13 protein-coding genes and 1 pseudogene are annotated in these 12,339 nt (G+C 65.3%); 5 read left to right on the forward strand and 9 right to left on the reverse strand.

What is annotated here, in order from left to right; all coding sequences use genetic code 11:
• The first annotated feature begins 70 nt into the window (after positions 1–70).
• Positions 71–831 (forward strand): annotated as a pseudogene (locus DM806_RS16110) (IS5 family transposase).
• Between the two features lie 18 nt (positions 832–849).
• Here the strand turns inward: DM806_RS16110 and DM806_RS16115 are convergent.
• From DM806_RS16115 to DM806_RS16145, 7 genes are read right to left on the reverse strand one after another with little or no spacing between them, the layout of a single operon-like run.
• Entirely contained in the window at positions 850–1,839 is a 990-nt protein-coding gene (locus tag DM806_RS16115; RefSeq protein WP_179044212.1) for a type II secretion system F family protein, read from the reverse strand.
• Between the two features lie 18 nt (positions 1,840–1,857).
• Positions 1,858–2,856, reverse strand: coding sequence for a type II secretion system F family protein (locus DM806_RS16120; protein ID WP_179044213.1), 999 nt, complete (start codon positions 2,854–2,856; stop codon positions 1,858–1,860).
• Between the two features lie 48 nt (positions 2,857–2,904).
• Complete coding sequence (locus DM806_RS16125; RefSeq protein ID WP_179044214.1) at positions 2,905–4,182, reverse strand: nucleotide-binding protein; 1,278 nt, start codon at positions 4,180–4,182, stop codon at positions 2,905–2,907.
• 1 nt (position 4,183) lies between these two features.
• Positions 4,184–4,843, reverse strand: a complete 660-nt coding sequence (locus DM806_RS16130) for a CpaD family pilus assembly protein (protein ID WP_179044215.1) — start codon at positions 4,841–4,843, stop codon at positions 4,184–4,186.
• A 16-nt stretch (positions 4,844–4,859) separates the two neighbouring features.
• Complete coding sequence (locus DM806_RS16135) at positions 4,860–6,374, reverse strand: type II and III secretion system protein family protein (protein WP_179044216.1); 1,515 nt, start codon at positions 6,372–6,374, stop codon at positions 4,860–4,862.
• Position 6,375: 1 nt separating this feature from the next.
• Positions 6,376–7,389 carry a Flp pilus assembly protein CpaB gene (cpaB, locus tag DM806_RS16140; RefSeq protein WP_179044217.1) on the reverse strand — a complete coding sequence of 338 codons (1,014 nt, stop codon included), beginning with the start codon at positions 7,387–7,389 and terminating at the stop codon, positions 6,376–6,378.
• Positions 7,390–7,440: 51 nt separating this feature from the next.
• Entirely contained in the window at positions 7,441–7,914 is a 474-nt protein-coding gene (locus DM806_RS16145; RefSeq protein WP_179044218.1) for an A24 family peptidase, read from the reverse strand.
• A 50-nt stretch (positions 7,915–7,964) separates the two neighbouring features.
• On the opposite strand from DM806_RS16145, the gene DM806_RS16150 reads away from it, so the two are divergent.
• The 4 genes from DM806_RS16150 (at position 7,965) to DM806_RS16165 (ending at position 10,488) form a co-directional block, all read left to right on the forward strand.
• Positions 7,965–8,945 carry an alpha/beta fold hydrolase gene (locus tag DM806_RS16150; RefSeq protein WP_179044219.1) on the forward strand — a complete coding sequence of 327 codons (981 nt, stop codon included), beginning with the start codon at positions 7,965–7,967 and terminating at the stop codon, positions 8,943–8,945.
• Positions 8,942–10,045 (forward strand): NAD(P)/FAD-dependent oxidoreductase, encoded by a 1,104-nt coding sequence (locus DM806_RS16155; RefSeq protein WP_179044220.1) that lies wholly within the window; start codon positions 8,942–8,944, stop codon positions 10,043–10,045. Before DM806_RS16150 ends, DM806_RS16155 begins: the two co-directional genes overlap by 4 nt.
• A gap of 23 nt (positions 10,046–10,068) precedes the next feature.
• Positions 10,069–10,245 carry a YegP family protein gene (locus tag DM806_RS16160; protein ID WP_179044221.1) on the forward strand — a complete coding sequence of 59 codons (177 nt, stop codon included), beginning with the start codon at positions 10,069–10,071 and terminating at the stop codon, positions 10,243–10,245.
• Positions 10,246–10,338: 93 nt separating this feature from the next.
• Positions 10,339–10,488: a hypothetical protein gene (locus tag DM806_RS16165; RefSeq protein ID WP_179044222.1), complete on the forward strand. Its 150-nt coding sequence runs from the start codon at positions 10,339–10,341 to the stop codon at positions 10,486–10,488.
• Positions 10,489–10,741: 253 nt separating this feature from the next.
• Here DM806_RS16165 and DM806_RS16170 read toward each other — a convergent pair whose 3' ends face one another.
• Positions 10,742–11,671 (reverse strand): electron transfer flavoprotein subunit alpha/FixB family protein, encoded by a 930-nt coding sequence (locus tag DM806_RS16170; RefSeq protein ID WP_179042879.1) that lies wholly within the window; start codon positions 11,669–11,671, stop codon positions 10,742–10,744.
• Positions 11,668–12,339: electron transfer flavoprotein subunit beta/FixA family protein (locus tag DM806_RS16175; protein ID WP_179044223.1), on the reverse strand; the 672-nt coding region annotated here is incomplete at its 5' end. The genes DM806_RS16175 and DM806_RS16170, both read right to left, overlap by 4 nt.

A 12,339-nucleotide genomic window follows, 5' to 3' on the forward strand; every position in this document is an offset into this window, starting at 1 on the left:
GCTGTAGTGACATTTTAGGGATTCACGGCGCCGGGTCTTTGTGATTCAACAGTGGCTTTTGGAGGCTGGTGTGGAAGGCGAGGTACTTCGGGACGATCAATGGGAGCGATTGCGGGAGTTCGTTCCGGGCGGGCGCAAGGGTAAGCGTGGTCCGCGTAGCGACGGCAGGCGTTTTCTCGATGCCTTGCTGTGGCTGGCGCGCTCAGGCGGTCGTTGGCGCGATCTTCCCGAACGCTTTGGTCCCTATCAGACAGCCAAGCGGCGCTATTATCGCTGGATCGAGCAGGGTGTGATCGACCGGATATTCGCGGCGGTGTCCGATGATCCCGACATCGAATGGCTGGCGATCGATGCCACTGTCATCCGCGCTCAGGCTCAAGCGGCAGGGGCTCGGATAAAAAGGGGGGCGTTCAAGCCCAGGCTCTCGGGCGGTCGAGAGGTGGGTTCGGCACCAAAATCCACGCCGTAGTCGATGCCCTCGGTCTGCCGATCCGCTTCATTCTTGGCCCCGGACAGCAAAACGACATGGCTCCAGCCTGCGACCTGATCCGGGGCATCCCGGCAGGCAAGGTGCTGGCGGATCGCGCCTACGATGCCGACCGCCTGCATGACCTCATCTACGAGCAAGGCGGCGAGCCGGTCATCCCACCACGCCGCCACCGCAAGTACCAACACGGCTACGACCGCATCGCCTACAAACAGCGTTGGGGCATCGAAGGATTCTTCGCCAAACTCAAACAATGGCGGCGCATCGCAACACGCTACGACAAGCTCGCCCCCAACTTCCTCGGATTTGTCAAACTCGCCAGCATCATGCTCTGGCTCAAATGATTAAATCGTCACCTCAGCCTAGAAGGCGGTGCTGATCGAGCAGGCGGCCGGACCCAGGATGACGACGAACAGGGTCGGCAGGATGAAGAGAATCAGCGGCACCGTCATGATCGCGGGCAGGCGGGCGGCCTTTTCTTCCGCGCGCATCATGCGTTCGTGGCGGAATTCGGCCGACAGGACGCGCAGCGCCGAAGCGAGCGGCGTGCCATATTTCTCGGTCTGAATCATGGTCGTGACCACGCCCTTGACCGCGTCCAGCTTCACGCGGGTCGCGAGATTTTCGAACGCCATGCGCCGGTCGGTGAGGAAGCTGAGTTCGATCGCGGTCAACTGGAACTCGTCGCCCAGTTCGGGATAGGCCTTGCCCAGTTCGCGCGCGACGCGGTTGAAGGCGGCATCGACGGTGAGGCCCGCCTCCGCGCAGATGACCAGCAGGTCGAGCGCGTCGGGCAAGCCCTTTCGGATCGCGGACGCACGCTTCTGCACCTTGTTGTCGATATAGAGATCGGGCGCCTTGTAGGCGAGCAGCAGCGCGATGGCGAAGGCGAAGAAGCGTTTCATCGGACCCCATTCGGGTTCGATGCCAACGACATACAGCAGGATCGCGGCCGTGCCGCCGATGACGATCGGCAGGATCATGCGGCCGAAGATTACCGCGACGGCCAGATCCTTGGACCGGATGCCGGCCTGCGCCAGGCGGATCTGCGCATCCTTGAGCTGGTCGTCCTGCAACACCTTCAGGCTGGACAGGAAGGACCGCATATGGTCGGTCGTCTGGTTCTTCTGCACCAGCTTGGCGCGGCGCTTGGCGGTCGAGGCGGTGATGCCGGCCTTGAGCTGTTCGCGCCGTTCGTTGAGCGCCTTGACGCGCTTGGCCATGGGATCGCGCACCGTCATCACCGCATAGAGGGCGAAAAGGACGGCCAGCGTTGCGAGGCCCGCGAGCAGGGTGCCGAAATCGGTGGCGTTCATGCCGAACAGCGTGCCGGCGGGGGTGGGGGCGTCCATGCTGCTATCGCTCCCTTGTCAAATCTCGAAATTGACCATCTGGGCCATGATGAAGGCGCCGATCGCCATCCAGCCCATGCCGCCGATGCCGACCACCTGCATGGTCGACAGGCCGAACAGGCCCGCCGGGTCCGGCGTGAAGAAAGGCGACATATATTCATAGTTGATGTAGCAGATCATGCCGAACACCAGGAAAGGCAGCACGCCGATGATGTAGGCGGATGCTTTCGATTCCGACGACATGGCACGGATCTTGAGCTTCATCTGCGCGCGCTGGCGCAGCACCGTGGCGAGGTTGGACAGGGTTTCGGCGAGGTTGCCGCCCGTTTCCCGCTGGATCGCCAGGGTGATGACGAAGAACTGGAATTCCGGCGTGCCCAGCCGGTCGGCGGTTTCCTGCAACGCCTGCTCCATGGTGCGACCGATCTTGATGCGTTCGGTGATGAGCTTGAATTCCTCGCCCACCGGCCCCGGAATTTCGGTCGATACCACGCTCAGCGTCTCCGCGATCGGCAGGCCCGAACGCAGGCCGCGGGTCAGCAGTTCGAGCGCATCGGGGAATTTGGCGTTGAACTGGTTGATCCGCTTGCGGATCATGCGGCCGATCCACCAGTGGGGCAGGCCGAGGCCGGCCGCGAGGCCGACCATCAGGGCGAACAGGAAGGGGAAACCGCGCAGCGTCAGGAGAGCGGTGATCAGCAGGAAGGTGACGGCGCAGGCCGTCATATACTGGCTGAGCGTCCACTTCTTGCCGGTCATCTTGATCCGCTTGGCAAGATTGTCCGGATTGGGGATCAGCGACACCAGCATTTTCGCTTCGGTGCCGGTCGGGCGATTGGAGATGGCCTTGCGCATGCGCGCTTCCAGCATCGCTTCGGCCGAATCGCTATGACGGCCGCGGATCAGGGCGACGCGGCGCTTGCGCGCCTTGTCCGGCGACGGGCCGGCGAAGGCGACCAGGGCGAGGCCCAGCATCGTCGCCACCAGCACCGCGATCAATATGATATTGCCGTCCATCTCTTCGCCTGTCCTTCATGGGGCAGCGCCGCCGGAGCGGCGCGTCCGTCAGTCTTCCACGGCTGCCTTGCGGCGCGACGGAATCATGCTTTTGAAGTCGATCTTGCCGAGCAGGGAGTCCCCCTTTTTCGGCATGGGCTTGCCGTCGCCGGCATCATCGGCATCCACCGCGCCCAGCGTTTCGGCGAGCAGCGCAGCGCAGGCCGCGCCGACCTTGCTGCCCTTGGCCGTTTCGGCGAGCGTCTTGCCAAGCTTTGCCGCCTGCGATGCGATGCGCAGGTCGAACGGGATGAGGACGTCCACCTTGCGTTCGATCGACTGTTCGAAATCCTTGCGGCTGATTTCGGGCGATCCGGGATGGACCCGGTTGGCCACGACCACCACGCGCGACTGGGGCGCGTTGGTCTTGAGCCAGGACAGGATGCGGATCGTATCGCGCGCCGCCGCCAGTGTCAGTTCCGTCACGACCAGCGTGACATTGACGTCGCTCATCAGGTGCGGATGCTGGATCAGCATGTTGCGCGGCAGGTCGACGACGCTGCATTCGAAGGCTGCGCGAAATTCTTCCAGCAACTGGTAGAAGGCGCCGCCGTCGCTGAGCATCGGCTGGCTGATCGGCGCTTCGGCCGACAGGATCGCCAGCGTATCGCTGGCCCGTACCATTGCGCGCTCGATGAACAGACCGTCGATGCGGCTGGGATTTTCGATCGCGTCGGTCAGGCCGCGGCCCGGCTCCAGGTCCATCGCCAGCGCATTGGTGCCGAAATGGACGTCGAGGTCGAGCAGCGCGGTCGGGCGCTTCTTCTTTTCCGACAGCATCCAGCCGAGCGACGTGGCGATGCTGGAAGCGCCGACGCCGCCGCGCGTGCCGACCACCGCGATGGTGCAGTGGGGGCGGTCGGGCCCGGCGTCGCGCGGCGCCATGAACACGGCCTGCGCCTGCGCCAATGCCTCGCGCAGCTGGTCGGCGCCGAAGGGCTTCAGCAGATAATCCTGGATGCCGCTGGCGATCAGGTCGCGATACAGGCGCACGTCATTGACCTGGCCGGCGGCGATCACCACCGTGCCGGGTTCGCACACTTCGGCCAGACTGTTAATGTCGTTGAGCGGGTCGCCGCTTTCGGACATGTCGACGAACAGGATCTGGGGCGAGGCGGTGATCGACAGGCTCTGCACCGCGTTGCGCATGCCGCCCTTGTTCACCTTTTCCGGTGCCCAGCCCATTTCGGCTGCGACTCCGCGCAGCACGTCGAAGCTGTAATCGTCGCAGACGAAGGCGTGGAAGGGATCGCGCAGGCCCGCGCCGGGTTTCCAGGGTGCGTTCATCTTACTGGACTCCCGCCGTGATCTGCTTGAGGTCGCCGGCGCCGGTTGGCGCCTTGTCGCGATAGGTGGAAATGGCGCGGTTGGATGTGGCCGTGCGCAGGTCGCTGTCCGTGGTCTGGCCGCGAACCAGATCTTCCGGGTTGGCGATCATGGCCGCCAGATTGCCGTTCACGCCGCAGCCATAGTTGGATGAGGTGCCGAGCGACATTTCGGTTTCCTGCTTGGCGCTCCAGTCCGGGCAGCCGGGCACGCTGGCGCTGGCGCGGCGCACGATCAGGCGAACGGCGCCCTGCGGCGCGGTGCCGGCGACGGCGGAACTGTCCTCTCCGACCAGCAGACCCCGGCGCGCCACGACATTGGCGATGCCTTCGCGCAGCGCCGGGCCGTAATAGCCGTCGGAGACGATGGAAACCTGATCGCCATAGCCCAGATTGATCGAGGCGAACCATTCATTGAGCCGGCCGGCTTCGCTGGGCGTCAGCATGTCGCCGGCGCCGGCCTGCACGTCGAAGGTATAGGAGGCGTAGTTCACCACCGGCTGGTGGGCCGCTTCGACGCTGCGGTTGGGGCTGTCGGATAAGCAGCCGGCCAGCGGCAGGGCCAGCAGGGCGAGGGCGCCGAGCGCCTTTGTCGACAGACGGGCTGGGATGGGGGAGGTCATGATCTTGATCCTTCCGTCAGAAGCTGAAGCCGGGGGCGGCGTTGGCGTCCTTGCCGTTCCGGGCCGGTGTCGCAGGCGTCGCCGGGGTGACGGGGGTAGCGCCGGGCGCGCGGCTGGGCATGGCGCCGCGGGCACCGCTGACGCCGTCATTGCCCTGTTGCAGGAACAGGCCCTGGCCCGCATTGGCGTTGCGATAGCCGTCGGTCGGCAGGCGCACGTCCGACGCATTCATCGGCTTCACCAGATAGGGCGTGACGACGATCACCAGCTCGGTTTCGTTGCGCTGGAACTGGCGCGACTTGAACAGGCTGCCCAGGATCGGAAGATTGCCGAGGCCCGGCACCTTGTTGACGCTGTTCGATGCTTCGTTGTTGAGCAGGCCCGCGATCATGAAGGCCTGGCCCGACCCCAGTTCCACCGTCGTTTCTGCCGTCCGGCTCTTGAGCGCCGGCACGTCGGCATTGACGGTGAAGTCCAGGCTGGACACGGTCGGTCGCACGCGCAGCGAGATGCGGCCATCGGCCAGCACGGTCGGCGTGAAGGCCAACTGCACGCCATATTGCTTGAATTCGATGCTGTTGCCCGACGACGGCCCGTTATTGACCGTATAGGGATATTCGCCGCCCGCCAGGAAGCTGGCAGTCTCGCCCGACAGCGAGGTCAGGTTGGGTTGCGCCAGCGTCGTGGCGAGGCCGCTGGATTCGGCAAGGTCGAGCGCGCCGGCGATGTCGATGCCGAGGATGCGGGCGACGCCACCGATGCTGTATCCACCATCGATAACATTGTTGAACGTCCAGTAGCCGGGCGTACCCGTCACGCTGGACGTGCCATCGGAATTGGCGGTCACGGTCTGCGTGCCGCGCGTATAGCTCGCGAAGTTGCGCGTGCCGCCGCTGACATATCCACCGGGCGATGTGTCCGTGCTGGCGAGGTTGACGCCGATCTTGTGACCGATATCCTTGCTGACTTCGGCGATCTTGACCTGCAACATCACCTGCAGCGGGGTCGCCATGCGCAGGCGGCTGACGACGGTCACGTCCTTGCCGACGAAGGCCTGGGTCAGGCGTTCGACTTCGGCGGCATCCTCCGGCGCTTTGATCGTTCCGGTCAGCAGCACCATGCCGTTCATGTTGTTCACGGCGATATTGGCTTCGGGCATGGCCAGACGCAGCATGTCGTCGATGCTGGTGATATTGTTGCCGACGCGGACATTGCCGGAGAACAGCACCTTGCCATTGGGCGCGGTGGCGAAGACGGTGGTTTCGCCGGCCTTCTTCGCGATCAGGTAGAGCTGGTTCTGCGAGCGGACATGGACGTCGACCACTTCGGGATTGGCGATCACCACATCCGACATTTTCGACGGCAGGTTGACCACCCGGCTGCCGCCCACCGACATCAGGATCGCATTGTCCTGCGCGCTGGAGGGGGCGGCGTTGAGGGCGGTGGTCGGCGCTGCGAGCGTCGCGACGGCCAGGCACAGCGCGATGGCGGGAGCGGCGGCGCGCGTGGCGCGATGGTGCAGGCTCTTCATCTTACTTCCCCCCGACCGGAACTTCGGTCACGTTGGTGCCGCGCGCCACGCGGATCGTCGGCCCCTTGAAGGCGACGGTACCGACCGGCGCGCCATTGGCGGCCATCATCGGAGCGACGGGTGCATCCGCCTTGGCCGGGACGGAGCTGCGCTGGTAGCGCGACACGTCGGCGCCGGTGGAGTAGGTGGAGCCGCGATCGACCGGGCGGGCCGCCAGCTTGGTCAGGATTGCCTTTTCCGCGGCCGGACTTGCGCCGGCGGGCAGATCGACATCGGTGCCGGCAATGGCGGCGTCGAGTTCCGACGAATTGTCGGCGATCGAACGCAGCGACATCGACAGCGAACCGATCGTCTGGGCGACCGCGATCTTCTCTGCGATCTTGGGCGTCACTTCGATCGTGACGTTGGAATAGGTCTGGACGACGGGCTTGCCGTCCGGCCCCATGGCGTCCATCCGCTGGTCGGTGGCCAGCACGCGCAGGTTGCGCAGGATGGTTTCCGACACCTTGAGCGGATCGCCGTCACCGCCGCCCGACACGCTCTGCGTCAGGACGAGGTCGATGCGATCGCCGGGAAAGACGAAGCCCGCCACCGAGCTTTGCGCCGAAACCGGAACCGTCACGGCGCGCATGCCGGCGCCAAGGGCGGCTGCCAGGAAGCCGCGTTCACCCGGCTTCACCAGTGCGCCCTGCGTCAGCGGCTGGCCTGCCGAGATGGCGGTGCGCACGACGCTGCCAGCCAGCTTGATCGGATCGGCCTGGCCCTGGAGATAATAGGCCTGTTCGATCAGATCCTTCGGCCAGGGCTGGAAGCGGAAGCTTTCCGCATCGAGGATGGTGCCCACCGGCAGCGCCTTGGTGGCGACCAGCACATGCGGCAGGTCGGCATCAGCCGGCATGGCTGCGGCATTGACCTGTGGTGCGCTGGAAGAACTCAGCATGTTCCGCGCAAGCAGGGCGGTAGTAACGGCTATGACCAGCGCGCCTACCAGCAGCACGATCTTCTTGGCATCCATGACGAAATTCGCCTCCCTCGAACGGGTGCACTGCCCCCAGTGCCCCGACCATCACGCAAATTGGTTAAGATATCGTTCGCCAAGCAGCCACAGGGCCGCAATGGATATGGCGACGCCATAGGGTATTTCCGGCCGGCCGGGTTTCCTGGCCCAGCGATGATGCACTATGGTGGCCAGCGTCACGCCCCCGCCGAGCAGCGCCATCAGCACGATCAGGCTGATCGTCGCCTGCCACGGGAACCAGAGCGCCAGCGCCCCCAGCAGCTTGACGTCGCCGCCGCCCATCATGCCGATCGCGAACAGGATGGCGAAGACGGCGAAGACCAGCAGGCCGGCGAGCAATTGCACCGCCATGCCCGGCCAAGGTTCCAGCCCGCAGGCCAGCCACCAGAGCGGCGCCAGCAGCGCCACGGTCAGGTTCAGCCGGTTCGAGATGATGCGCGAGCGCAGATCGGTGATGGTCGCCACGATCAGCAGCGCGCCCAGGACGACGATCAGCGCCAGTCGGAAATAATCCCCTAACATGGCACTATTCCCTAGACCGCATGGCTTACCAAACCGTAACCATGCGGGACATGGATTCGCCTGATTTTGCCTCCGCTTTCCCCGCCGCAGCCTTCGACCGGCGCGCCTGGCCAATGGGCGGGCGGCTGGATTACTGGCATGCGCCCGACGGCTGGGCGCTCCGCCGCTACCGGCTGGGCAAAGGGCGGCGGGGCCGGATGCTGGTGCTGAACGGCCGCGGCGACATGATCGAGAAATATCTGGAAGTGATCGATCATTGGGCGGGGCGCGGGTGGGAAGTTACGAGCTTCGACTGGCGCGGGCAGGGCGGATCGGGACGGCTGACCGATGATCCGCTGTGTGGCCATATCGGGAATTTTGCCGATTATATCGCGGATTTACGGGCTTTCGCCGCCGACTGGCGCGCCGAGAAGCCGGGGCCGGCGGTCATGCTGGGGCATTCGATGGGCGGGCACATGCTGCTCCGCGCACTGGCGGAGGGCATGAGGCAGCCCGATGCAGCGGTGCTGGTCGCGCCGATGCTGGGTGTGCATACCGCACCATTGCCGCGATGGCTGGCAGTGGCGGTGGCGCGCATGATGCTGGCCAGCGGCGCCGGCGACAAGCGGGCCTGGACGCAGAAGGAAGATAGCGAGCGGCAGCGGGTCGTCCGGCAGAAGCGGTTGACCCATGATCCCGATCGCTATGCCGACGAACTCTGGTGGCGCGACCATAGCCGCGAGATCGCGCTGGGGCCGCCAAGCTGGAACTGGGTGGCGCAGGCGCTCGAATCGACTCGGGAACTCGCCGAAGGACCGGGGGTCGCACAGGTCGGCTGTCCGTTGCTCATCCTGGCAACGGAGATGGACAGGCTGGTGTCGACCGCCGCGATCCGGCAGGTCGCGGCGCGGCTTCCCAATGCGCGGCTGCATGTCTATGGGCGGGAGGCCGCGCACGAGATATTGCGCGAGATGGATCCGGTGCGGCTGGATGCGCTGGGCCGGATCGACGCCTTTCTGGACGAGGCTGCTGGGCAAGAGACTGGACTTTGACGGCTTTCGACATCGTTATCGTGGGTGGCGGCATGGCCGGCGCGAGCCTTGGCGCGCAGCTGGCGGCCGATGCGCGCGTGCTGATCCTGGAGATGGAGGAGCGCGCGGGCTATCATGCCACCGGCCGTTCGGTCGCTTTCTGGGAGGAAACTTATGGCGGCCCGGTGGTGCAGCCGCTGACCACCGCGTCGGGACCATTGCTCGCCGCGCCCGACCCGGATTTTCATGAGGGCAGTTTCCTGTCGCTGCGCCGGACGGTTCATATCGGGCGCGCCGGCGACGAGCCTTTTCGCGATGCCTTGCTGGCGACCTTTGCCGGGAAGGTCGACCTTCGTCCGGTCGATCCCGCGCCGCTGGTGCCGGGGCTGCGGCCGGACTGGACTTTGGGGGTCATGGAAGCGAGTTGCCACGACATCGACGTCGCGGCGCTGCATCAGGCCTGTCTGCGCCGATTCCGGCGGCTGGGCGGGGAAATGCGGCTGGCGTCGCCTTTGCTCGACGCGCGACCGGAAGGCGGTGGTTGGCGGATAGAAACGGCGAACGGGTCGGTCGCCTGCGGCCTGCTGGTCAATGCCGGGGGGGCTTGGGCCGACGAGGTCGCACGGCGGAGCGGTGTCGCGCCCGTCGGCATCATGCCGCTGCGGCGCACGGTGGTGCAGTTGCGGGTGCCCGCCATGCCATCGGCCGACCTGCCGCGGGTCATGGACCTGCAGGGCCGCTTCTATTTCAAGCCGGAGGGCGAGGGGCGCATCTGGCTGACCCCGCATGACGAGGCGCCGTCGCCGCCCTGCGATGCCGCGCCCGAGGAACTGGCGGTGGCGCAGGCGATCGCACGCTTTCAGGAGGCGGTCGACTGGCCGGTGGCGACGATCGAGCATAAATGGGCGGGGCTGCGCAGCTTCGCGCCCGATCGTGCGCCGGTCTATGGCTTCGATCCGAATATGCCGGGCTTCTTCTGGTTTGCCGGACAGGGTGGTTTCGGCATCCAGACCGCGCCGGCCGCGGCGTTGCTGGGCGCGGCGCTGCTGACCGGATCGGCGCTGCCGGAAGCGGTTGCCAGCATCGATTCCCGCGCTTATTGTCCAGACCGGTTTCGGTAGCGCAACAAGCCAGGAGAATAGTCATGGCCCACAAGTTCGTGATCGAGAAGAACAAGGCCGGCGAGTTCGTCGCCAAGTTCAAATATAATGCCGAAGTGATCTTCTGGACCGAAGGCTATACGTCCAAGGCCAGCGCGAAGAACGCGATCGACTCGATCCTGAAGAACGGCCCCGGCGCGCCGGTCGAAGAGGCGGAATAAGCCGGCCTTCGGGCGGGCTTGATCTTTCGACAGGCGGAGATGGCCGAGACATTCCACGCTGCTCCGACTCTGGATCGATGTAGCGGCGATGGCGTGAAGACCGGATCTGCCAACATTGCGGACGGCGCTGCCGATCGTGGCGGCTTCGTCAATTTCGAGCGCTTCAGCCAGACCCGGACCGGCGTGGCTTTCCAGCCCTTATCCGGCCAGGTGTCCGATATCAGCTTCAGGGACGCGGCGTGAGCGCGCTGACAGGCCTTGCCGGGCGGGCGAATATGGGTCGGTTCGGCACTGTCGCTGGTCGCCGCCGCCTTGCAAAGCAACGCGAAAATGACTGGTGCGCTTGGCCAATGTCGGACCGGATTTATTCTCCAATGCATGAACGGATGCGGAAATTGCGCCCGCATCCGTTACGCGACAAAGGCCCGTTGAGGCATTGTAATGAGAATGTGACTGCCACTTCGTCGGAAGGGTCGTCGACTCTTGCCGGGAAACGTTACAGTTTTTCGGTAAGCTCGGGCACGATCTTGAAGAGATCGCCGACGAGGCCGATGTCGGCGACCTGGAAGATCGGTGCGTCCTCGTCTTTGTTGATGGCGATGATGGTCTTGGAGTCCTTCATGCCGGCGAGATGCTGGATCGCCCCGGAGATGCCGACCGCGACATAGACTTCGGGCGCAACGATCTTGCCGGTCTGGCCGACCTGATAGTCGTTGGGCACATAGCCCGCGTCGACAGCGGCGCGGCTCGCACCGACCGCCGCGCCCAGCTTGTCCGCCAGCGGGAAGATCACTTCCTCGAAGGTCGGGCCGTCCTTGAGCGCACGGCCGCCCGAGACGATCACCTTGGCCGAAGTCAGTTCCGGACGCTCCAGCTTGGCGATTTCGGCGCCGACGAAGGAGGAAAGCCCCTTGTCCCCGGTCGAAGCAACCGCTTCCACCGTGCCGCTGCCGCCTTCCCTGGCCGCCTTCTCGAAGGCCGTGCCGCGCACGGTGATGACCTTCCTGGCGTCCTTCGACCTGACGGTCGCGATCGCGTTGCCGGCGTAGATCGGCCGGGTGAAGCTGTCCTCGCTCTCGACCGAGAGAATGTCGCTGATCTGCATCACGTCGAGCAGAGCCGCGACACGCGGCGCGATATTCTTGCCGTTGCTGGTGGCCGGCGCGACGAACGCGTCGTGGCTGCCCATCAGCTCGACGATCAGCGGCGCGACATTCTCGGGCAGCGCATGGCCGAAAGCCGCGTCGTCGGCGACATGGACCTTGCCCACGCCCGCGATCTTGGCGGCTTCCTCGGCCACGCCGCCAACGCCTTGCCCGGCGACCAGCAGATGCACTTCACCCAGCTTGCCAGCGGCGGTGACGGCGGAAAGGGTGGCGTCCTTGACGGCGCCGCCCTCATGTTCAACCCACACAAGCGTCTTCATGCGGCAACTCCCAGAGCTTTCAGCTTCGCGACCAGTTCATCGACATCGGCGACCTTCACGCCCGCCGAGCGCTTGGGCGGTTCGGCAACCTTGAGCGTTTCGAGGCGCGGCGCAATGTCGACGCCATAGTCAGCAGGCGCCTTGGTCGCGAGCGGCTTGCTCTTCGCCTTCATGATGTTGGGCAGCGAGGCATAGCGCGGTTCGTTGAGGCGCAGGTCGGTGGTGATGATCGCCGGGGTGTTGAGCTTCACCGTCTCCAGGCCGCCATCGACTTCGCGGGTCACGCTGACCTTGTCGCCCTCGACCTCGACCTTGCTGGCGAAGGTGCCCTGCGGCAGGTTCAGCAGCGCGGCGAGCATCTGGCCGGTCTGGTTGCTGTCATCGTCGATCGCCTGCTTGCCCAGGATGATGAGGCCAGCGCCTTCCTCTTCCTGCACCTTGGCGAGCAGCTTGGCCACGCCCAGCGGTTCAACCTCATTGTCCGTCTGGATCAGGATCGCCCGGTCCGCGCCCATGGCAAGTGCGGTACGCAGCGTTTCCTGCGCCTTCGCCACGCCGATCGACACCGCGATCACCTCGGTCGCCACGCCCTTTTCCTTCAGGCGAATGGCTTCCTCGACCGCGATCTCGTCGAACGGGTTCATGCTCATCTTCACGTTCGCCAGATC

Origin of the sequence: Sphingobium lactosutens, assembly GCF_013393185.1 — a bacterium.
GTDB classification, from domain to species: Bacteria; Pseudomonadota; Alphaproteobacteria; order Sphingomonadales; family Sphingomonadaceae; genus Sphingobium; species Sphingobium lactosutens_A.

Bases quoted from the DNA above. Each gene is read 5' to 3' on its own strand.
- DM806_RS16115 (WP_179044212.1), bottom strand. From the start codon at position 1,839: ATGGACGCCCCCACCCCCGCCGGCACGCTGTTCGGCATGAACGCCACC.
- DM806_RS16120 (WP_179044213.1), bottom strand. From the start codon at position 2,856: ATGGACGGCAATATCATATTGATCGCGGTGCTGGTGGCGACGATGCTG.
- DM806_RS16125 (WP_179044214.1), bottom strand. From the start codon at position 4,182: ATGAACGCACCCTGGAAACCCGGCGCGGGCCTGCGCGATCCCTTCCAC.
- DM806_RS16130 (WP_179044215.1), bottom strand. From the start codon at position 4,843: ATGACCTCCCCCATCCCAGCCCGTCTGTCGACAAAGGCGCTCGGCGCC.
- DM806_RS16135 (WP_179044216.1), bottom strand. From the start codon at position 6,374: ATGAAGAGCCTGCACCATCGCGCCACGCGCGCCGCCGCTCCCGCCATC.
- cpaB (WP_179044217.1), bottom strand. From the start codon at position 7,389: ATGGATGCCAAGAAGATCGTGCTGCTGGTAGGCGCGCTGGTCATAGCC.
- DM806_RS16145 (WP_179044218.1), bottom strand. From the start codon at position 7,914: ATGTTAGGGGATTATTTCCGACTGGCGCTGATCGTCGTCCTGGGCGCG.
- DM806_RS16150 (WP_179044219.1), top strand. From the start codon at position 7,965: ATGGATTCGCCTGATTTTGCCTCCGCTTTCCCCGCCGCAGCCTTCGAC.
- DM806_RS16160 (WP_179044221.1), top strand. From the start codon at position 10,069: ATGGCCCACAAGTTCGTGATCGAGAAGAACAAGGCCGGCGAGTTCGTC.
- DM806_RS16170 (WP_179042879.1), bottom strand. From the start codon at position 11,671: ATGAAGACGCTTGTGTGGGTTGAACATGAGGGCGGCGCCGTCAAGGAC.